Here is a 21,726-nt window from a genome sequence, read left to right as displayed (position 1 = left end):
TTGCAGACTGAGACCACCTATATGGCAGAGAAAGGCCACGACGTGACTGATAGAACCCCAGCAATCCTCGTTCTCGCGGACGGGCGCACCTTCCGCGGTTATGGCTTTGGCGCCACCGGCACCACCTTGGGCGAGGCCGTATTCACCACGGCGATGACCGGCTACCAGGAGACCATGACGGACCCGTCTTACCACCGCCAGATTGTGGTTTCCGCAGCGCCGCACATTGGCAATACCGGTTGGAACGACGAGGACAATGAGTCCCACGGCAACCACATCTGGGTTGCGGGCCTCGTCATCCGCGACCTCGCGCAGCGCGTATCTAACTGGCGTGCAGAGCGCAGCCTGAGCGAAGAGATGGAAAAGCAGGGTGTCATCGGCATCCGCGGCATCGATACCCGCACCTTGGTACGCCACCTGCGCAACTACGGCTCCATTGCCGCCGGCCTGTTCTCCGGCGAAGCTGCACAGCGCCCGGTAGAGGAGTTGCTCAAGGAAGTTAAGTCCCAGGACTCCATGGAAGGCGCCGACCTCGCCGCGGAGGTATCTACTGACGAGCCCTACACGGTTGAGGCCGTAGGGGAGAAGAAGTACACCGTCGTTGCCTTCGATATGGGTGTGAAGACCGCAACCCCGCGCCACTTCTCCCAGCGCGGAATCGAAACCATCGTCGTGCCCGCAAATACCTCCTTTGACAAGGTGAAGTCCTATAACCCGGATGGCGTCTTCGTCTCCAACGGCCCGGGCGACCCGGCTACCGCCGATGAAATGGTGGGCATCATCAAGCAGGTGCTCGAAGCCAAGATCCCGTTCTTCGGCATCTGCTTTGGCAACCAGCTCCTGGGCCGCGCGCTGGGACTGGACACCTACAAGATGAAGTTCGGCCACCGCGGCATCAACGTGCCGGTGCGCAATAACGTGACCGGCAAGATTGATATCACCTCCCAGAACCACGGCTTCGCGCTCAAGGCACCGGAAGGCTATGACCTAAACAGCAATGACGCCGAGTTCGCCACCGACTTCGGCCCCGCGCAGGTCACCCACATTTGCCTGAATGACGACACCGTCGAGGGCGTGGCATTGCGCAACGGCATGGCCTACTCCGTGCAGTATCACCCGGAATCCGCTGCGGGCCCGCACGATGCCAACCCGCTATTTGATCAGTTTGAAGAACTGATGGCTAACCACACCCCAAATAAGTAGACAACCAGGAAAAGGAAGAATAACTATGCCAAAGCGCAACGACATCAACCACGTCCTGGTCATCGGCTCCGGCCCGATCGTCATTGGCCAGGCTTGCGAGTTCGACTACTCCGGCACCCAGGCCTGCCGCGTGCTCAAGGAGGAGGGCCTGCGCGTAACGCTGGTCAATTCCAACCCGGCCACCATCATGACCGACCCTGAGTTTGCGGACCACACCTACGTGGAGCCCATCGAGCCGGAATACATCGAAAAGATCCTGGTCAAGGAGCGCGAAGAGGGCAACCCCATCGACGCCGTGCTGGCTACCCTGGGCGGCCAGACCGCGTTGAACGCTGCAGTTCAGCTTGACCGCCAAGGAATTCTGGACAAGTACGGCATAGAGCTCATCGGCGCAGATATTGACGCCATCGAGCGTGGTGAGGACCGCCAGAAGTTTAAGGACATCGTGGCCTCCATTGGCGGTGAGTCCGCCCGCTCCGCTGTGTGCCACAACATGGATGAGGTCCACGAGACCGTCGATAAGCTCGGCCTGCCCGTCGTAGTCCGCCCCTCCTTCACCATGGGCGGCCTGGGCTCCGGTCTGGCCTTCAATAATGAGGACCTGGACCGCATCGCCGGCGGCGGCTTGGCCGCGTCCCCAGAGGCCAACGTGCTTATTGAGGAATCCATCCTGGGCTGGAAGGAATACGAGCTCGAGCTCATGCGCGATGGCGATGACAACGTCGTGGTTGTGGCCTCCATCGAAAACGTCGACGCCCTAGGCGTGCACACCGGCGATTCCGTCACCGTCGCCCCGGCGCTGACGCTTACTGACCGTGAGTTCCAGAAGATGCGTGACTTGGGCATTGCCATCATCCGCGAGGTCGGCGTCGATACTGGCGGCTGTAATATCCAGTTCGCGGTTAACCCGGAGGACGGCCGCATCATCGTCATCGAGATGAACCCGCGCGTGTCCCGTTCCTCCGCGCTGGCCTCCAAGGCCACCGGTTTCCCGATTGCCAAGCTGGCGGCCAAGCTCGCCATTGGCTACACCTTGGACGAGGTTCAGAATGACATCACCGGCGAGACCAAGGCGGCCTTCGAGCCGACCCTGGACTACGTCATTGTCAAGGCCCCGCGCTTTGCTTTTGAGAAGTTCCCGGGCGCCGATGACACCTTGACCACCACCATGAAGTCCGTCGGCGAGGCCATGGGCATCGGACGTAACTACATCGCGGGCCTGAACAAGGTCATGCGTTCTTTGGAAAACAAGCCCAATGGCTTCTGGACCAAGCCGGATGAGTACTTCGCCGGCGAGCGTGCTACCGATCTGCAGGCGGTGCTCAAGGATCTGGAGCGCCCGACCGAGGGCCGTATGTACGACATCGAGCTGGCCCTTCGCCTCGGCGCCACTGTGGACGAGGTCCACGAAGCTTCCGGCGTTGACCCATGGTTCATCGCTGAGCTGGCCACGTTGGTGGCCTTCCGCCAGGAGCTTATCGACGCCCCAGTGCTCACCGAGGAGCTGCTGCGCGAGGCCAAGGTCTTTGGGCTTTCCGACGCCCAGATTGCCGCCCTTCGCCCCGAATTCAACGGCGAGGATGGCGTCCGCAGCCTGCGCTGGCGCATGGGTATTCGTCCCGTGTACAAGACCGTAGATACCTGTGCCGGCGAGTTTGAGGCACAAACCCCGTACCACTACAGCTCCTATGAGCTCGATCCGGATGCCGAGACCGAGGTTCGCCCGGCACCGGAAGGCTCCAAGGGCAAGGTCATTATTTTGGGCTCCGGCCCTAACCGCATTGGTCAAGGTATCGAGTTTGACTATTCCTGCGTTCACGCGGCCCTTGAGCTTTCGGAGCAGGGCTATGAGACCGTCATGGTCAACTGCAACCCGGAGACCGTCTCCACCGACTATGACACCGCAGACCGCCTCTACTTCGAGCCGCTGACCTTTGAGGACGTAATGGAGGTCTACCACGCGGAGGCCGCTTCCGGTGACGTTGCTGGCGTGATTGTCCAGCTGGGTGGCCAGACGCCGCTGGGCCTTGCCGCTCGCTTGGAGGAGGCAGGCGTTCCGGTTGTGGGCACCAGCCCTGCAGCTATCGACTCCGCCGAGGACCGCGGCGAATTCGGCAAGGTTCTCGATGAGGCGGAACTGGCAGCCCCGGAGTACGGCACCGCCACCTCCTTCGCAGAGGCCCGCGAGGTTGCTTCCTCCATCGGCTACCCAGTACTGGTTCGTCCGTCCTACGTGCTGGGCGGCCGCGGTATGGAAATCGTCTACGACGAAAAGGCGCTGGAAGACTACATCGAGCGTGCCACCGAGCTGTCTCCGGACCACCCGGTTCTGGTGGACCGCTTCCTGGATTCCGCCATCGAGATTGACGTTGACGCCCTATGCGACGGCAACGAGGTCTACCTGGGCGGCGTCATGGAACACATCGAGGAGGCCGGTATCCACTCCGGCGACTCCTCCTGTGCGCTGCCTCCGATGACCCTTGGACCAGAGGACATTGAAAAGGTCCGCCGGTCCACCCGTCTGCTCGCCGAGGGCATTGGCGTCAAGGGCTTGATGAACGTCCAGTTCGCCTTGAAGGATGACATCCTCTACGTCATCGAGGCGAACCCGCGTGCTTCCCGTACCGTGCCGTTTGTCTCTAAGGCCACCGGCGTACCACTGGCTAAGGCAGCTTCTCGCGTCATGATGGGCTCGAGCATCGCCGACCTGCGCGCCGAAGGCATGATTCCTTCCGAATACGACGGTGGCTCTTTGCCGCTGGAGCACCCGATTGCCGTCAAGGAAGCAGTCTTGCCATTCAATCGCTTCCGCCGTCCCGATGGCAGCCTGCTCGATACTCTGCTCTCGCCAGAGATGAAATCCACCGGTGAGGTCATGGGCTTGGCTACCAACTTTGGCGCGGCCTATGCCAAGGGCGAAATTGCAGCCTTCGCCGTGCCGCCCACGGAGGGCACCGTCTTCGTTTCTGTTGCCAACCGCGACAAGCGCACCCTGATCTTCCCGATTCAGCGCCTGGCCAACATGGGCTACAACATCGTCGCTACCGCCGGCACCGCCCAGATGCTGCGCCGCAACGGTATCGAGTGCGAGGTTGCCGCCAAGGTCTCTGAGGCCAAGGAAGGCGAAGAGTCCATCGTGGATAAGATTTTCAACGGCGAGATCGACTGGATTCTCAATACCCCGGCCGGCTCCGCCGGTGCCCGCCACGACGGCTACGATATCCGTGCCGCCGCCGTGCACATGGAAATCCCGCTGGTGACCACCGTGCAGGGTGTAACCGCGGCTGTCCAGGGCATCGAAGCGATGCGCATTGGCAACCTCCAGGTACGCGCACTCCAGGAGCTTGAGCATGGCCCACAGAACTAAAGGATTTGGCGAGCGGCTAGAAGAGGCCGGTCAGGAGCGGGGACGCCTGTGCGTCGGCATCGACCCTCACCCATATCTCTTGGACAAGTGGGGGCTGGAGCCTACCGCTGACGGTCTGCGGACCTTTAGCCTGCGCTGCGTTGAAGCCTTTAGCGATACCGCCGCCTTGGTAAAGCCACAGGTTGCTTTCTTTGAGCGCTTTGGCTCCCAGGGCTTTGCAGTCCTCGAAGACGTTCTGGCTGCCCTGCGCGAAGCGGGGTGCCTGACTGTTGCCGATGCCAAGCGCGGCGATATTGGCTCCACCATGGCCGGCTACGCAGATGCGTGGCTTAGCGATAGCTCGCCGCTGCGCGCAGACTCTGTGACCGTGTCGCCCTATCTAGGTGTCGGTGCACTCGGGCCGGTATTCACCAAGGCCGAAGAAACCGGCCGCGGTGTATTCGTCCTGGCGGCTACCTCCAACCCGGAGGCGCGTGCCATCCAATCGGTCCCGGTGGGCGAGGAGAGCACTATCGCTCAGGGCGTCGTCGATGAATGCGCCGCGTTCAATGTCGAGGCGCAGAAGGCTAACAAGCCTGGCGATGTCGGCGTAGTCGTCGGCGCGACGTTGGACAACCCGCCGCGCCTCGATGCGCTCAATGGCCCGGTTCTTCTGCCCGGTGTTGGCGCTCAGGGCGCAGGCCCAGAGCAGGTGCACGGCATTGTTTCTGCTCGTCCATCGCTGGGATTCGCCAATGTGTCTCGAGCAGTGCTGGAGCAAGGTCCTGACGTCGCTGACCTGCGCAAAGCAGTTGCTCAGGTGGCAGCGGAGTTCCGGGACTAAAAGGGGCGGCGTGGCTGATTAACGGCCGCGCCGTTTACCTGGTACTTTGTTTAAGGTATGTGCGGTGACGTGCTAAAATAGGCGTGCTTTTGGACCCGTTAATCGTCACCGTTCAATGAGCAGTGCTAGGATTGCCAGAAGTCGGTTTGCTCGAAGGTTATTGATGACTTTCCGCGGTGTATAAACTGCGTTAGGCAGCCGTAATCTGGTACCAAGTACTAGACGTAACAGAATCAATCTAATGAATCGGAGGAAACCCGTGGCCCTTCCAAAGTTGACTGATGAGCAGCGCAAGGAAGCTCTCGCAAAGGCCGCTGAGGCCCGCAAGGCTCGCGCCGAGCTCAAGGCTGCGCTCAAGCGCGGCGAGACCGACCTGAAGGACGTGCTCGAAAAGGCTGAGACCGATGAGATCATCGGCAAGACCAAGGTTTCTGCACTCCTCGAGGCTCTGCCGAAGGTTGGCAAGGTCAAGGCTAAGGAAATCATGGAGGACCTGGAGATTGCTCAGACCCGCCGTCTGCGCGGCCTGGGTGAGCGTCAGCGTCGTGCTCTCCTCGAGCGTTTCGGCTACGGCGAATAGTCACAACCATGGCTGACGCAACTGCACGCGGGCGCCTCGTCGTATTGGCGGGGCCTTCCGCAGTGGGAAAATCCACCGTAGTTTCGCGTCTGCGCAGTGACGTCGAGGGGCTGTACTTCAGCGTGTCTATGACCACGCGCCAGCCCCGCCCCGGGGAGCAGGACGGTGTCGACTACTTCTTCGTCACCCCAGAAGCCTTCCAGCAGCGAATCGATGCCGGGGAGATGCTCGAATGGGCTGATATCCACGGCGGATTGCAGCGCTCTGGAACGCCCGCCCAGCCGGTAGAGGAAGCTTTGGCCGCTGGCCGCCCAGTACTTGTTGAGGTTGACCTCGCGGGTGCTCGGAGTGTTAAGAAAGCGCTGCCGGAGGCAGACCTGGTCTTTTTGGCACCCCCGTCATGGGAGGTACTTGTGGAGCGGCTCACCGGCCGCGGTACCGAGCCGCAAGACGTCATTGACCGTAGGTTGCAAACTGCGCATGAGGAACTAGCCGCACAGGACGAGTTCGATCACGTCGTTGTGAACGAGGATCTGGACGAGGCAGTATCTGCCATTAGTGATATCCTGCGGGCATAGACCTCCTTTTTGACCATCTTCAATCAATGTAAAGGTGCATGTGACTAACGTGACCACCCCTTCTAACACTGAAGCCGCAAAGGCGGAACCAGTATTTGATGATCCGATCGGCATTACTGATCCCCCGATCGATGAGCTTTTGGACAAGGTTTCCTCTAAGTACGCTTTGGTCATCTTTGCCGCTAAGCGCGCACGCCAGATCAATAGCTACTACCAAGAGCAGGATGAAGGTGTCTTCGAGTTCGTAGGCCCGCTGGTTACCCCAGAGCCAGGCGAAAAGCCTTTGTCCATCGCATTGCGCGAGATTGATGCTGGCCTGCTTGACCACGAGGAAGGCAAGTAGCTAGCACAAAGCGTGTAATAGCTTTAAGGCTCCACGTGCCGCCACAGACGTGTATCCCCGGTTTGGGGTGCACCTCTTGGTCGCGGCGGGTGGAGCCTTTCTCTATGTCGGCAGGTACCATCGTGCGGTGTGACTGATAAAGATACCTCTCGCAATATTGTTCTGGGCGTCGCTGGCGGCATCGCTGCCTACAAGGCGTGCCACCTTGTGCGCAATCTCAAGGAAGCGGGCGATGATGTCCGCGTTGTCCCGACGGAAAGTGCACTGAACTTCGTGGGCGCGGCTACGTTTGAGGCTCTATCTGGCCATCCTGTCTCCACGAGCGTGTTTGAGGCCGTGGATGAGGTGCAGCACGTCAACGTAGGACAGCATGCGGATGCAGTGGTCATTGCGCCTGCCACCGCAGACCTTATCGCGCGCTTGGCCGCAGGCCGTGCAGACGATTTGCTCACGGCCACCGTATTGGTCGCGACGTGCCCGGTTATTGTGGCCCCGGCCATGCACACTGAGATGTGGCATAACCCCGCTACGCAGGACAACGTGGCTACTTTGCGACGTCGCGGTATCACCGTCATCGAGCCCGCCCACGGCCGCCTAACCGGCAAAGATTCTGGCCCGGGTCGTTTGCCGGAGCCGGAACAGATTGCGGAGATTGTCCGTACTGAAATGGCGGGCTACCGAGTGCAACACACCTGGCAGGGCAAGAAGGTCGTCATATCAGCCGGCGGTACCCAGGAAGAGCTGGACCCGGTCCGATACTTAGGCAATCGCTCTTCCGGCAGGCAGGGATTCGCGCTCGCGGAATGGGCCGCCCAGATGGGGGCCAAGGTCACCCTCGTGGCGGGTAATACCGCCCAGCTTCCTGTACCAAGTGGCGCGAAACTCCGGCACATTGTCTCCACCCGTGAGTTGGAGGATGTCATGCGCGAGGAGTCCCGCAACGCGGACGTGGTGATCATGGCCGCTGCAGTCTCTGACTTCCGTCCGGCGGAGGTCGCCGAGTCAAAGATGAAGAAGGGGCAGGCAGACGATGCGCTCTCGACGCTCCATCTGGTGGAAAACCCCGATGTACTCAAAGGGCTCGTCGCTGCGCGCGAGCGCTCGGAAATTCCTGCGGAGTGCGTAATTGTGGGCTTCGCCGCCGAAACCGGCGATGCCCAGAAGTCCGCCTTGGACTATGCCCAGGAAAAGTTTGCGCGTAAGGGCTGCGACGTGCTCATGGCCAATGAGGTCGGGCGTGGAAAGACCTTTGGTCAAAAGTCCAATGAGGGATGGATTTTGCGTCCGGATTGCGCGCCGCAACGCGTGGAGCATGGCTCGAAGCAGGTTGTTGCCGCTCAGATTCTTTTGGCCGTGAATGAAATGTTTCAGGTGTAGACAACTAAAATTGCATTTATAGACCGCTTGGTCTAGGCTTGCGAGGTATTAGGCTTGGGCGTAGAAAACCCACAGCATCGAATCAACAGTGAGAACGAAGGAAGTTTTTGTGACTGATAACGCTGCAGTGGCAACTCGTCTTTTTACCAGCGAGTCCGTGACAGAAGGCCATCCCGATAAGATTTGTGACGCCATTTCTGACGCCATCCTTGATGCCCTGCTGGAAAAGGATCCAGCATCCCGCGTCGCCGTTGAGACGTTGGTAACCACCGGCCAGGTTCACGTGGTAGGCGAGGTTCGCACCGAGGCATACGTAGAGATCCCGGCGCTGGTGCGCGACACCCTTAAGTCCATCGGCTTTACTTCTTCCGAAGTCGGCTTTGATGGCAACACTTGCGGCGTGAATATCGCCATCGGCGAGCAGTCCCAGGAAATTGGCGCCGGAGTGGACAACTCTACTGAAGCCCGCGCCCATGACGAGGACTATGACGCTGAGAACGATACCGCTGGCGCAGGCGACCAGGGTCTGATGTTCGGCTATGCCTCCAATGAGACCGCTGAGTACATGCCGCTGCCCATCGCTTTGGCGCACCGCCTGTCCCGCCGCCTGACGCAGGTACGTAAGGAAGGAATCGTCGATCACCTGCGCCCGGATGGCAAGACCCAGGTGACCTTTGCCTACACCGACGACAACGAGCCGTCCCACCTGGATACCGTGGTGATTTCCACGCAGCACGATGCTGAGGTCGATAGCGCTTGGTTGGAAGGTCCCTTGCGCAGTGAGGTCCTTGAATGGGTTATCAAGGACGCCGGCTTGGAGAAGTACTACACCGAAGACACGACCTTGTTGGTCAACCCGTCCGGTTCCTTCATCCTTGGTGGACCGATGGGAGATGCCGGTCTTACCGGCCGCAAGATCATCGTCGATACCTACGGCGGCATGGCTCGCCACGGCGGCGGCGCGTTCTCTGGTAAGGACCCGAGCAAGGTGGACCGCTCCGCTGCTTATGCCATGCGCTGGGTGGCTAAGAATATCGTGGCTGCGGGCTTGGCAGATCGCGCTGAAGTCCAGGTGGCTTATGCAATCGGCCGCGCCAAGCCGGTGGGTCTGTACGTAGAGACCTTCGGTACCGCCAAGGAAGGCCTGAGCGATGCGAATATCCAGGCTGCGGTGAATCAGGTATTTGACCTGCGTCCGGCCGCTATCATTCGCGAGCTCGACCTATTGCGCCCCATCTATGCGCAAACTGCGGCCTACGGTCACTTTGGCCGCACCGACGTTGAGCTGCCGTGGGAGGAGTTGAACCGAGTGGAAGCATTGCGTGCTGCCGCTGGTCTGTAGAATCGAGGCCTATGCCTAAGAAAACACCCGCCACCCGGAAGCCGGTTGCGCGGGTGTTGCCTCTTTTAGGGGTTGCGCACCTAGACCGGGGATTTGATTACCTCGTAGAAGAGGCAGACTCGGAGGAAGTCCAACCGGGGATTAAGGTGCGCATCCGCTTCAATGGGCGCTTGGTGGATGCGATTGTTTTAGAACGCCGGCATGACTCCGAATTTGGCGGCAACCTGCGCTTTATCGAGCGCATTATCTCACCCTTCCAGGTTTATCCGCCGCAGCTGGCCCGGCTTGTCGACGCCCTGGCAGACCGCTACGGCGGCGTGCGCTCGGACATTATCCGCTCTGCTATCCCGCCGCGGCACGCCAAGGCGGAGGAATCCGATTTAGAGACCCCGTGGGAGGAGCTCGGCACCACGAGCGAGCCCGACCTATCAGGATGGTCGGCCTATCAACATGGCGAGGCTTTCGTCGATTCGATTCTGGCCGGCAAGCTCGCCCGTGCCGCCTGGCAAATCGCCCCGGGCGATGATTGGGCACATGCGCTGGCTGCACTCGCTGCTAAAGTGGCGCTTGGCGGAGGAGGGGTTCTCCTCGTCGCCCCGGACCAGAAGAGCGTCGATGCTGTAGAGGCCGCGCTTCGCCGGGTACTTGGGGCAAAGCAGATAACGGTGCTGACTAATAGCATGGGCCCGCAGGCGCGCTACCGCCGCTATCTCTCCGCACTAGTGGGCCAAGCGCGCGTGGTCATTGGCACCAGGTCTGCCGCCTTTGCCCCGGTCAAAGACCTGCAGCTGGCGGTGATCCTTGATGATGGCAATGATAATTTGGTCGACAACCTCAAGCCTTATGTCCATGCGAGGGAAGTACTTACCACCCGCTCAGCCTTCGAAGGCTGCAGCATGGTTTTGGCCAACCATTCACGGACGTCGGAGACACAGCTCCTCGTGGAATCAGGATGGGCGCACGATGTGGTGGCCAAAGAGCAAACCATAACGGCGCGGTGCCCGGCTATCGAGGCGGTGGGGTCGTTCGGTCTGTCTATCGCCCGCGACCTGCAGGGCGGCACCACCAAAGTACAGGCGCAGGCCTTCCAAGCCGCCCACCAGGCGCTGGATAGGGGAGAGCCCGTGCTGGTGCAGGTACCGCGCAAGGGGTATGCACCCATTTTGGCCTGTGGCCAGTGCCGAGCGCCGGCTCGCTGCCGGCATTGCAATGGGCCGTTGGGGCTGCCGCCCAAGGGGGCGTCGGCAAGCGCAGGCCCGGAAGAGGCGGGAATGCCTACCTGCCGCTGGTGTGGCCGAATCGAGGCACGGCATCGGTGCACCGAATGCGGGTCTCCGCGCCTGCGGGCCATCGTGTTGGGCTCGGAGCGCACTGCGGAAGAAATGGGCCGGGCCTTTCCCAATACGCGGGTGGTGGTCTCGGGCGGAAACAAGGTGCTCGATGCGGTGGACAATGCGCCGGCGCTGGTCATTGCCACCCCTGGCGCTGAACCGAAAGTAAACGATGGAGCCTATGGCGCGGCGTTGCTCTTGGATGCCGGAGCATTGCTCAACCGGCAAGACCTGCGCGCCACGGAGGACACCCTAGCGAAGTGGGCGCAGGCGGCTACCTTGGTGCAGCCGCATTTCAAGGGTGGTCGAGTAATCCTGGCGGCCGATGACTCGCTCACCGTAGTCCAGCATTTCCTACGCTGGGATATGGTGGGCGCGGCCGCGGCAGAGCTTGCTGCCCGGCGCGAAGTGCGCTTCCCACCCGCGGTGCATTTTGCTGCCATCGACGGTGCGGATGCATCCCTAGATGGCTTTGCCGAGCTTGTGGATCTTCCAGACCACGCGGAGGTATTAGGCCCAGTTCCCCTTCCCCCGGGGCAGAGCCTGCCTGGTGACTACGATAGCCAGCGCTTTGGCCCACCGCAGCGGTTGGTCGTGCGCACCCCGCTGGGGCCGCGTTCCCAATTGGGGCGGGCATTGCGCAGCGCCAACGCCGCGCGCAGCGCCCGCAAGGATGACCTGCCTTTGCGCATCGTGGTTGACCCCATCCACGTGGGTTAGCCATATCGGGGCCATAGGCGCTCATGCGCTAATCTCGACGGAGGAAGCCGCCACCGCCGGCCGGCTTGGTCACGGTGCCAGGAGAAAGGTGTGATTGCCATGTCCCTTCGAGAGCTGCGTATCTACGGCGACCCAGTCTTGGGCAGCCGCGCGGAGGAAATTAGTAAATTTGATGCAGGTCTGCGCGCTCTGGCGAGCGATATGCTCGAGACCATGGATAACGCCGGGGGAGTAGGCCTCGCGGCTAATCAGGTGGGGATTTTGAAGCGCATCTTTGTCTATGACTGCTCGCATACCCAATCTGGGCTGCGTGGGGCGATTGTTAACCCGGTCTGGACTCCGGTGGGAGAGCAGCAGCAAACAGGCCCGGAAGGATGCCTATCTATTCCGGGAATTAGTGCGGAAACCACGAGATTCAACCAGGTCTTTGTGTCCGGCCAGGATATTGAGGGGCGCCCTGTGTCCATGGTGGCCTCAGGCCTGATGGCTCGGTGCATCCAGCATGAGACTGACCACCTCGATGGGGTGCTCTTCCTACAACGCCTAGAGGCGCCAGTGCGCAAGGAGGCCATGCGCGCCATCCGTGAATCCGAGTGGTTTAACGCCTCGTAGCCCACTCGCTGTGGCGGCAGCGTTGCGGCGTTGTAGCCTAGTATTTTGAACGATATTAAGAGGAGAGTTTCCCCGCATGCGGATCATTTTTGCCGGTACCCCTGAGCCAGCCGTTGTGGCCTTGGAAAAGCTGCTTGCCTCGTCGCACGAGGTGCTGGCCGTAATTACTCGCCCAGACGCAAAGAAGGGCCGCGGCCGCACTCTTCACCCGAGCCCAGTGAAGGCGCTCGCCCAAGAACATGGCATTGAAGTATTGACCCCAACCACCCTGCGCCCTGACTCGGAGGACGGTCAGGCGCTGCGCTCCCGCTTAAAGGAATTGCAACCAGAGGCGATTCCGGTGGTGGCCTACGGCAATCTGGTGACCAAGGACCTGCTGGATCTGCCGCAGCATGGCTGGGTAAACCTGCACTTTTCCTTGCTTCCGGCATGGCGCGGCGCGGCCCCAGTGCAGGCTGCCATTGCTGCAGGCGATGACGTGACCGGCGCATCAACCTTCCGCATCGAAGAGGGCCTGGATACGGGCCCGGTGCTCGGCACCGTGACGGAGGAGATTAAGGGCACCGATACTGCCGATGACCTGTTGACGCGCCTTGCCTATTCCGGCGGCGATCTGCTCGTGGCCACCATGGATGGCCTAGCGGCGGGACAGCTGGAGGCACAGCCGCAGCAGGGCGAGGCTACCTATGCGCCGAAAATCTCTACCGCGCAGGCCCGCGTGGAGTGGTCACAGCCTGCCTTCGCTATCGATCGGCACATTCGCGCGCACACGCCTGGGCCGGGTGCATGGACCATGTGGGACGAGGCCCGCGTGAAGATTGGACCGGTCAGCCTCATAGAAGAGGCGGCGGTTCCACAGGAACTAGCACCAGGGCAGCTGCACATTGCCAAGAACGCCGTATTCATCGGTACCGGTACGCAGCCAGTCCAGCTGGGTAAAATCCAGCCTCCGGGTAAGAAGATGATGAATGCGGCCGATTGGGCCCGTGGACTAGGCAAGGATGCCGAGGTGAAGTTTCAATGAGTGGAGGTTTCCGTTCCCGCAGCAAGTCCGGGGATAAGTCCCCGGCGGGTAAGCCGCAGGACTCCCACAAATCCACTGGTACGAAGGGCCGCGGTGGCCGCCCGCAACGGCAGCAGCGTGGTGGCCGCGGTGGGCAGCACAGGGGCCAGCAGGCTGCTAAGGGCCAGCGTCCCGGCAAGCGCCAGGAAGGCGGACTGATTCAGGCCGCGCTGGCCGCGGGCGTGGATGCGCCGCGCGCGGTCGCCTTCGACGTGGTGCGCAGGGTAAGCGATGATGATGCCTTCGCTAACCTCATTTTGCCCAAGGCACTGCGCAAGCAAAAGCTCAAGGGGCGCGACGCCGCCTTTGCCACCGAAATCACCTATGGCACGCTGCGCACCCTTGGCGTAGTTGATGCCGTCATCGCAGAGTGCTCTTCGCGCGGCCTCGAGGACATTTCCCCCGCCGTGGTTGATGCCTTGCGCCTGGGCACCTATCAAGTTCTCTATACCCGCGTGGAGCCACACGCGGCGGTTGATACCACCGTTCGTTTGGTAGAAGCCGCCGGGGAAGTCAAGGCCAAGGGCTTTGCCAATGGCATCATGCGCACCATTACGCGCACGCCGGCTAAGACCTGGCTGGACAAGCTCGCTCCACAGGGGGAGATCGCCGGCATCGCCTTTAAGCATGCCCACCCCACCTGGATTGCGGAATCGTTTAGCCGCGTGTTGGGCCTAGGGGAGTTGGAGGCTGCCCTGGCGGCGGATTCGGATCGACCTTCGGTGCATCTGGTGGCGCGCCCCGGGGAAATCTCGGCCGAGGAATTGGCCCTGATGACCGGTAATGAGGAGGGGCGCTATTCCCCTTATGCGGTGTACATGGAATCCGGTGACCCCGGCCAATTGGAACCCGTGCGCCAAGGATTGGCGGCCGTGCAGGATGAGGGCTCGCAGCTGATTGCTCGCGCGGTATGCGAGGCGCCCCTCGAGGGCGAGGACACCGGCCGGTGGCTGGATCTCTGCGCCGGTCCCGGCGGAAAGGCGGCCTTGATGGGGGCGCTTGCCCGCATCGACTCCGCGCATGTTGATGCAGTGGAGGTATCTCCGCACCGAGCGGCGCTGATTGAAAAGACGGTGAGCGACTTGCCCGTAGACGTTCGTGTGGCAGATGGCCGAAATCCCGGCGTGGGAGAGGGCTTTGACCGCGTGCTTGTCGACGCCCCTTGTTCCGGCCTTGGCGCGCTCCGTCGCCGCCCAGAGGCGCGGTGGCGCAAGTCGGAGGCCGATATTGCTGAGCTCAACCAGCTGCAATTCGAGCTCTTGTCTTCCGCATTAAACCTGGTGCGTCCAGGTGGTGTGGTTATCTACTCCACGTGTTCGCCAGATCTGCGCGAAACCCGGGGCATCGTTGACCGCGCCGTGCGCGAACTCGGCGCCGAAGAACTCGATGCACATGCTCTCATTCCTGATATGGGCGATGTGGGCCATGAGAAATCCGTGCAGATGTGGCCGCATCGGCACGGTACCGACGCCATGTTCTTTGCGGCGCTTCGCCGCGCAGCCGACTAATCGCGATAGACTGGTGGGCATGTCCGCACCGATCATTTCCCCTTCCATCCTGGCTGCCGATTTTTCTCGCTTGGGCGAGGAACTAGCGGCGATTGATACCGCAGACTGGGTCCATGTGGACATTATGGATGGGCACTTTGTGCCCAACCTGTCCTTCGGCCCAGATATCACGGCCACGGTCCATCGCAGCACCGATAAGCCACTAGATGTCCACCTCATGATCGAGGAACCCGAAAAGTGGGTGGAGACCTATGCCAAGGCGGGCGCACATACGATTATCTTCCACGTGGAGGCCGTCGCCGATGACCAGGCGGCAGTGGACTTGGCCCAGCGCATCCGCGATTTGGGCGTGCGTGCGGCCTTTTCCATCAAGCCAGGCACCGCCATCGAACCGTGGTTAGATAAGCTGCACCATTTCGATGAGGTGCTCGTGATGTCTGTGGAGCCTGGCTTCGGTGGGCAAAAGTTCATGCCGGAGATGCTGGAGAAGGTCCGTAAGTTGCGCCGCAGCATTGATGATCAGGGCCTTGATACCGTCATCGAGATCGATGGCGGTATTTCACCCGAGACCATCGGGGCAGCCGCCGAGGCGGGCTGCGACGCTTTCGTGGCAGGCTCAGCCGTATTCAAGTCGGACGATCCCGCCGGCGTCGTGAAGCAGCTGCGTGATCTGGCGGCTGGTGCCTAATGGGCGCGGGGCTACAAGACAGCAACATCTCCGCAGCGCTATTGCGCGCAATGGCCGCGGGTGCTGAGGTCCGCGGAACCACGAGCCCTAATCCACCGGTAGGCGCGGTCATCGTGTCCCCAGCCGGGGAAATTGTGGGCGTCGGCGCCACCCAGCCCGTAGGAGGTGCGCATGCCGAGGTCATGGCGTTGCGTGAGGCCGGAGATAAGGCGCGCGGGGCCACGGCCGTGGTCACCTTGGAACCCTGCGCGCACACCGGTCGCACGGGTCCCTGCGTGCAGGCGCTTATCGATGCCGGCGTGGCTCGCGTGTACTACCTCCACGCCGATCCCACCCCGCAGGCTGCGGGTGGAGCAGAAGTACTGGCGGGGGCTGAAGTGGACGTCGCCAAGCTAGAAAAGCCCCCGCACGCCGAGGATGCCTTGGTACCATGGTTATTTGCCGTGCGCACCCAACGACCCCACGTCACCTTGAAGTTCGCACAAACGCTGGACGGTTTTACGGCCGCGGCCGATGGAACCAGCCAATGGATTACGGGCGAGGAGGCGCGCGACTGGGTGCATGCCGATAGGGCGCACCGCGATGCCATCGTGGTAGGCACCGGCACGGCGCTGGCTGATAATCCCTCGCTCACCGCGCGCTTTAGCGACGGCAGCTTGCGCGCGCACCAACCACGCCGGGTGGTCATTGGCAAGCGTGATTTGGAATCGGCGGGCGATGCAGCAAGCCACCTGCGCGAGCTAGGGTACGAGCAGTACGACAGCATCGAAGAAGCTCTCTACGAGCTCTACGCCACCGGTGCCCGCGACGTCCTCGTGGAAGGAGGAGCAGGCCTAGCCAGTAGCTTCCTGAAGGCCGATTTGGTGGATGCCATCTCTGCCTATATCGCGCCACTTTTGCTGGGCGAGGGCCGCGGCGTGCTCGCGCACCCCGTGACCCAGACGCTGGCAGAAGCCACCCGTTTCCGCCGGGTGGGAATGAAGGCGCTGGGTGATGACGTTCTTATTGAATACGTGCGCTAGGCGCTGGACAAAGCAGTGAGCGAGAAAGGTTGGACGTGTTTACTGGGCTAGTACAAGAGTTGGGCACCGTGGAGGCAATGGAACCGCATGCAGACGCGCTGCGTTTGAGCATTCGTGCCCCGCGTACCGTTGCGGAGGCCGCACTGGGTGATTCCATTGCCATTAACGGCGTATGCCTTACCGTGGCGGATCTGTCGGCCGATACTTTTTGTGCGGATGTGATGCAGGAGTCCCTTGACCGCACCGCCCTGGGGCGCCTTGCCGAGGGCGATCCGGTCAATGTAGAGCCGGCGCTGCTTCCCACCACCCGGCTGGGTGGGCACATCATGCAAGGCCACGTGGACGGCACCGCTACGCTGCAGAGCCGAACTAGCTCCGAGAACTGGGATGTGCTGCGGTTTAGCTTGCCGTCCGAGCTTGCCCGGTACGTCGTGGAAAAGGGGTCCATTGCCGTGAGCGGCACCTCGCTGACCGTGAGCGCCGTGGGCCCAGACTGGTTCGAGGTATCCCTTATCCCCACCACACTGCGCGATACCATCCACGGCGCCTTGCCGGTGGGAGGAGAGGTAAACCTCGAGGTGGATGTGCTGGCCAAGTATGTAGAAAAGATGCTTCACCCCGAAGCTTAACCCCCTGAGGCTAAGGACTAGACTGCTACCTTATGAGCGCGAGTGATAATTCCATCCGTCTAGATTCCATCGACCAGGCCATCGCGGATATCGCCGCTGGTAAGCCGGTTGTTGTCATCGATGATGAGGATCGCGAAAATGAAGGCGATCTGATTTTCGCCGCGGAGCTAGCCACCCCGGAACTCGTAGCCTTCATGGTGCGCTATTCCTCTGGATATATCTGCGCACCCTTATTGCCAGACGATTGCAACCGGTTGAACCTACCACCGATGCTGGCGGTCAACCAAGATGTACGCGGCACCGCCTACACGGTGACCGTGGATGCAGCAACGGGCAGCACCGGTATTTCTGCCACCTCGCGCGCAGAAACCATCCGCCGCCTGGCAGACCCCAGCACCACTCCAGGAGAGTTCACCCGTCCAGGCCACGTGGTGCCGCTGTGTGCTCGGCCGGGCGGCGTTTTGGAGCGGGACGGTCATACGGAGGCATCCATTGATCTCGCCCGATTGGCGGGCCTGCGCCCGGCCGGTGTGCTGTGCGAGATCGTCTCCGAGGATGACCCCACGGATATGGCACGCTCGCCAGAGTTGCGCCGCTTTGCCGATACACATGGGCTCTCCATGATCTCTATCGCGCAGCTCATCGAGTGGCGCCGCCATAATGAAACCCAAGTCACCCGCCAGGTAACCACTGAGCTGCCTACCGAATACGGTCACTTCACCGCCATTGGTTACCGCCACGAGGTAGACGGGCAGGAGCACGTTGCGTTGGTCGCAGGGGATCCCGCCCACCTGCGCGGCGCGCGCGACGTCATGGTGCGCGTCCATTCCGAATGCCTAACCGGTGATGCCTTTGGCTCACGACGCTGCGATTGCGGGCCCCAACTGCATGAGTCCATGCGCCTTATCAGCCAGGAAGGCCGCGGCGTGGTCATCTACCTGCGTGGTCAGGAAGGACGCGGCATCGGGCTTTTGCATAAGTTGGAGGCCTACCGCCTGCAGGATTCGGGCATGGATACCGTCGATGCCAACTTGGAGCAGGGCCTGCCCGAGGACGCCCGCGAGTATTCCGTGGCCGGGCAGATCCTTCGCGATCTCGGCATCGAATCCGCAAACCTTTTGACCAATAACCCCCATAAGGGCGAAGGCCTAAGCGGCTTCGGCGTAGATGCAAGCCACCACACGCCGCTGGCCACCCCAGCACACGCGGATAATATTGAATACTTGCGTACTAAGCGCGACCGCATGGGACACGACCTTCCGCAGGTTGCCCAGTGGGACGCCGAACATAAATAAATCTTTGACGTGCGATTGAAAGGATAGCGATGAGTAAAGAAGGCCTGCCTGATATTGCCCAGGTAGATGGCAGTGGACTGCGCGTTGCTGTGGTTACCGCTACATGGAACGCAGAAATCTGCGATCAGCTCCATGCCCAGGCGGTGCAGACCGCCACCGATAATGGTGCCGAGGTCGACGAATACCGAGTGGTAGGTGCCTTGGAACTTGGCGTTGTGGTCCAAGCAGCAGCCCGTGCCTACGATGCCGTGGTGGCGCTAGGCTGCGTTATCCGTGGCGGCACCCCGCACTTTGATTACGTATGCGACTCTGTCACCCAGGCGCTGACTCGCATCTCGCTCGATGAATCCACCCCGGTTGCTAACGGTGTGCTGACAGTCAACGACCAGCAGCAAGCCATCGACCGTGCCGGTTTTGCAGATTCGGTAGAAAACAAGGGCGCCGAAGCTATGATTGCAGCTTTAGATACCGCGCTGCAGTTGCGTACACTAAACGCAGCACAGAAGTAACCGCTAGCAATGCGTCAGCGCCCGATGCTTGACCACTAAGGTGGCCGGCGGGGCGCGCCCCAAAGGAGTATGCACATGAACGAGGCGCAGGCCCCAAAGAATCCGCAGCACAGCCGCCAGCTTAGCGACGCCGAAGTATTGGCCTATACCAGTGCCGATCCCTTCGCCCAGACCACGTCTAAGCCATGGGAGTTTACGGCAACCTCGCCTTTCCTCCGCAAGGTGGCTATCGCCTGGGTGATCCTCGTTATGGCCATCCATATCTTCATGGGAATCACCTTGGATGTGTCCTTTACCGGTGCGCACGTGACTACCATCGACAAATTCGCCTTCCCTGGCGTTGGTGTTCTGATTTCCGTTCTGTCCTGGATCGCTCTTAACCGTCCACGCTTGCGCGCCAATGAGGATGGGGTAGAGGTCCGCAATATCGTGGGCACGCGCTTTTATCCGTGGCAGGTGGTCTACGGACTTTCCTTCCCGGTAGGCCAGCGTATGGCACGCCTTGAGCTGCCCGAATTCGAATTCGTCCCCGTCTGGGCGTTGCAATCTGGCGATAAGGACACCGTCATCGACAACGTCCGCCGCTTCCGCGACGTGGAAGCCAAGTACATGCCTCAGGATTAACCATTGGCTGACCCCACTACCTACCGCCCGGCTCCTGGAACCATTCCCACCGACCCGGGCGTCTATAAGTTCCGCGATGAAAACCGCCGCGTTATCTACGTGGGTAAAGCCAAGAACCTGCGCGCTCGGCTGTCCAACTATTTTCAGGACATCACGCAACTGCACCCGCGTACTCGCCAAATGGTGCTCACCGCCAACTCGGTGGAGTGGACGGTAGTTGCCAGCGAGGTGGAAGCCCTGCAGTTGGAGTACACGTGGATCAAGCGCTTTGATCCGCACTTCAACGTCATGTACCGCGACGATAAAACCTATCCAATGCTCGCGGTTTCGGTCGGGGAGACGGTCCCTCGCGCCTTTTTCTACCGTGGCCCGCGGCGTAAAGGAGTGCGCTATTTCGGACCCTATTCCCATGCCTGGGCCGTGCGCGAAAGCTTGGACTTGCTTACCCGCGTCTTTCCCATGCGTACCTGCTCGAAGGGCGTGTATAACCGGCATGAGCGGCTCGGACGTCCGTGCCTTTTGGGATACATCGGCAAATGCGATGCACCCTGCATTGGCAGAGTAAGCAAAGAAGACCACCGCGAGACGGTCAACGATCTCGTGTCCTTCATGAATGGCAACACCGGTTCAGTGCGCCGCAAACTCACCCAGGACATGGAGCAGGCCGCCGAGAACCTAGAGTTCGAACGCGCTGCGCGCCTGCGCGATGACTTGGGCGCGATTGACAAGATCATGGAACAGCAGGCCGTGGTCTTCACAGACGGCACGGATGCTGATCTCATTGCTTTTAACTCCGATGAGCTTGAGGCAGCGGTACAGATTTTCCACGTTCGCGATGGGCGCATTCGCGGGCAACGCGGTTGGGTAGTCGAACGCGCCGGCGATCAGGCGAGTTCAGAGCCCTTGGAAGAAGGACAACCTGATCCCGCGCTGCCCGCGTTAGTGCAGAACTTCCTTATCCAGTTCTATTCCGATGCGGTCGAGCGTGAAAAGCAAGAGGCGCGCGAAGACGCTGCGCTCGCCGCGGATGTGAAGCGGCGCGGCGTGGACCAAGAATCGCACATGAAATCCCGCCGCGTGCAGGTTATTCCCCGCCAGATATTGGTTCAGGCCCTGCCGGATGAACCCGAGCAGGTCGTCGCATTGTTGGAGGAGCTGCGCGGCGCCCAAATAGACCTGCGCGTTCCTCAGCGCGGCGATAAAAAACAGCTTATGGCCACGGTGGAGAAAAACGCCAAGGAGCAATTGCGCCAACATAAGCTCAAGCGGGTAGGAGACCTCACCGCACGCTCTGCGGCTTTGCAGGATATTCAAGAAGCCCTGGGCATGGAGCAAGCCCCATTGCGCATCGAATGTACCGATATTTCGCACATTCAAGGCACAGATGTGGTTGCTTCTCTAGTGGTCTTTGAAGATGGTTTGCCCAAGAAGTCGGACTATAGGCGCTACCGCATTAAGGAGGCGGCTGGCGATGGCCGGTCGGATGACGTCGGTTCTATCGCAGAGATCACGCGCCGTCGGTTTAAGCGCCATAAGCAAGATAAGCTCGCCCATCCCGATGAGGAAGTAGAAGAGTCTTCCTTTGCAGAGGAGAAGGTGGCGGAAGAATCTGCCGAAGCGGGTCGTCGCTTTGCGTACCCGCCGCAGCTTTTCATCGTGGATGGCGGCGCGCCCCAGGTGGCCGCGGCTCAAGAGGTATTTGATGAGTTGGGCATCGTGGATGTGACCCTGGTGGGCCTGGCCAAGCGCCTCGAGGAAATTTGGGTTCCAGGCGATGATGAGCCGGTGATTTTGCCGCGTAACTCGCAAGCGCTCTTCCTCCTGCAGCAAATTCGTGATGAAGCCCACCGCTTCGCTATTACTTACCATCGGCAGCAGCGCTCAAAGCGGATGCGTTCCTCGGTACTCGATTCCGTGCCGGGATTGGGACCGCAACGGCGCACCGATCTGGTCAAGCATTTCGGTTCGGTGAAAAAGCTCAAGGCCGCCACTGTGGATGAGATCTGTGAGGTCAACGGTTTTGGTCCAAAACTGGCCCAGACCGTGTACGAGAGTTTGCATGATTCTGCGGGCAGTTAAGTGGCATTCTCCTAGAGGCAGCGAATCTTGAAG

Annotated in this window: 19 protein-coding genes; all 19 read left to right on the top strand. The window is 60.9% G+C overall.

The window, feature by feature from the left end; translation table 11 throughout:
- Positions 1–21 precede the first annotated feature (21 nt).
- The 19 genes from carA to uvrC all read left to right on the top strand — a co-directional run bounded on the left by carA (position 22) and on the right by uvrC (position 21,693).
- Positions 22–1,203, top strand: a complete 1,182-nt coding sequence (gene carA, locus MHK09_RS04205) for a glutamine-hydrolyzing carbamoyl-phosphate synthase small subunit (RefSeq protein ID WP_250412782.1) — start codon at positions 22–24, stop codon at positions 1,201–1,203.
- Positions 1,204–1,228: 25 nt separating this feature from the next.
- Positions 1,229–4,570, top strand: a complete 3,342-nt coding sequence (carB, locus tag MHK09_RS04200; RefSeq protein WP_250412731.1) for a carbamoyl-phosphate synthase large subunit — start codon at positions 1,229–1,231, stop codon at positions 4,568–4,570.
- Positions 4,554–5,393: an orotidine-5'-phosphate decarboxylase gene (gene pyrF, locus MHK09_RS04195; RefSeq protein ID WP_179386549.1), complete on the top strand. Its 840-nt coding sequence runs from the start codon at positions 4,554–4,556 to the stop codon at positions 5,391–5,393. Before carB ends, pyrF begins: the two co-directional genes overlap by 17 nt.
- 259 nt (positions 5,394–5,652) lie before the next feature.
- On the top strand, positions 5,653–5,973 hold the full coding sequence (gene mihF / locus MHK09_RS04190; protein ID WP_005328460.1) for an integration host factor, actinobacterial type: 321 nt from the start codon (positions 5,653–5,655) through the stop codon (positions 5,971–5,973).
- 8 nt (positions 5,974–5,981) lie between these two features.
- A complete protein-coding gene (gene gmk / locus MHK09_RS04185; RefSeq protein ID WP_179386548.1) occupies positions 5,982–6,551 on the top strand; it encodes a guanylate kinase in 570 nt (189 codons plus the stop codon).
- 40 nt (positions 6,552–6,591) lie between these two features.
- A complete protein-coding gene (gene rpoZ, locus MHK09_RS04180) occupies positions 6,592–6,894 on the top strand; it encodes a DNA-directed RNA polymerase subunit omega (protein ID WP_005324891.1) in 303 nt (100 codons plus the stop codon).
- Positions 6,895–7,023: 129 nt separating this feature from the next.
- A complete protein-coding gene (gene coaBC / locus MHK09_RS04175) occupies positions 7,024–8,271 on the top strand; it encodes a bifunctional phosphopantothenoylcysteine decarboxylase/phosphopantothenate--cysteine ligase CoaBC (protein WP_250412730.1) in 1,248 nt (415 codons plus the stop codon).
- A gap of 109 nt (positions 8,272–8,380) precedes the next feature.
- Positions 8,381–9,613: a methionine adenosyltransferase gene (gene metK, locus MHK09_RS04170; RefSeq protein WP_250412729.1), complete on the top strand. Its 1,233-nt coding sequence runs from the start codon at positions 8,381–8,383 to the stop codon at positions 9,611–9,613.
- Between the two features lie 11 nt (positions 9,614–9,624).
- Positions 9,625–11,664 (top strand): primosomal protein N', encoded by a 2,040-nt coding sequence (locus tag MHK09_RS04165; protein ID WP_250412728.1) that lies wholly within the window; start codon positions 9,625–9,627, stop codon positions 11,662–11,664.
- Between the two features lie 99 nt (positions 11,665–11,763).
- On the top strand, positions 11,764–12,276 hold the full coding sequence (gene def, locus MHK09_RS04160) for a peptide deformylase (RefSeq protein ID WP_005328451.1): 513 nt from the start codon (positions 11,764–11,766) through the stop codon (positions 12,274–12,276).
- 76 nt (positions 12,277–12,352) lie between these two features.
- Positions 12,353–13,300, top strand: coding sequence for a methionyl-tRNA formyltransferase (gene fmt / locus MHK09_RS04155; protein WP_250412727.1), 948 nt, complete (start codon positions 12,353–12,355; stop codon positions 13,298–13,300).
- Positions 13,297–14,847 (top strand): RsmB/NOP family class I SAM-dependent RNA methyltransferase, encoded by a 1,551-nt coding sequence (locus MHK09_RS04150; protein WP_250412726.1) that lies wholly within the window; start codon positions 13,297–13,299, stop codon positions 14,845–14,847. The genes fmt and MHK09_RS04150 overlap by 4 nt, the downstream gene beginning before the upstream one ends.
- Before the next feature lie 19 nt (positions 14,848–14,866).
- Positions 14,867–15,535, top strand: coding sequence for a ribulose-phosphate 3-epimerase (gene rpe / locus MHK09_RS04145; RefSeq protein WP_005324881.1), 669 nt, complete (start codon positions 14,867–14,869; stop codon positions 15,533–15,535).
- Positions 15,535–16,557 carry a bifunctional diaminohydroxyphosphoribosylaminopyrimidine deaminase/5-amino-6-(5-phosphoribosylamino)uracil reductase RibD gene (ribD, locus tag MHK09_RS04140; RefSeq protein ID WP_250412725.1) on the top strand — a complete coding sequence of 341 codons (1,023 nt, stop codon included), beginning with the start codon at positions 15,535–15,537 and terminating at the stop codon, positions 16,555–16,557. Before rpe ends, ribD begins: the two co-directional genes overlap by 1 nt.
- Positions 16,558–16,592: 35 nt before the next feature.
- On the top strand, positions 16,593–17,186 hold the full coding sequence (locus tag MHK09_RS04135; protein ID WP_179386540.1) for a riboflavin synthase: 594 nt from the start codon (positions 16,593–16,595) through the stop codon (positions 17,184–17,186).
- 32 nt (positions 17,187–17,218) lie between these two features.
- The gene (locus MHK09_RS04130) at positions 17,219–18,481 is read left to right on the top strand and encodes a bifunctional 3,4-dihydroxy-2-butanone-4-phosphate synthase/GTP cyclohydrolase II (RefSeq protein ID WP_250412724.1); all 1,263 of its coding nucleotides are present in this window, start codon (positions 17,219–17,221) and stop codon (positions 18,479–18,481) included.
- A gap of 29 nt (positions 18,482–18,510) precedes the next feature.
- Complete coding sequence (ribH, locus tag MHK09_RS04125; protein WP_179386538.1) at positions 18,511–18,990, top strand: 6,7-dimethyl-8-ribityllumazine synthase; 480 nt, start codon at positions 18,511–18,513, stop codon at positions 18,988–18,990.
- 75 nt (positions 18,991–19,065) lie between these two features.
- Complete coding sequence (locus tag MHK09_RS04120; protein WP_005328429.1) at positions 19,066–19,614, top strand: PH domain-containing protein; 549 nt, start codon at positions 19,066–19,068, stop codon at positions 19,612–19,614.
- A 3-nt stretch (positions 19,615–19,617) separates the two neighbouring features.
- Complete coding sequence (uvrC, locus tag MHK09_RS04115) at positions 19,618–21,693, top strand: excinuclease ABC subunit UvrC (protein ID WP_250412723.1); 2,076 nt, start codon at positions 19,618–19,620, stop codon at positions 21,691–21,693.
- The last annotated feature ends 33 nt before the right edge of the window (positions 21,694–21,726 follow it).

Origin of the sequence: Corynebacterium tuberculostearicum (genome assembly GCF_022347235.1) — a bacterium.
Taxonomy (GTDB): domain Bacteria; phylum Actinomycetota; class Actinomycetes; order Mycobacteriales; family Mycobacteriaceae; genus Corynebacterium; species Corynebacterium tuberculostearicum_F.
Note: the sequence above shows the minus strand (reverse complement) of the source record. Positions and strands in the feature narration are given on the sequence as shown.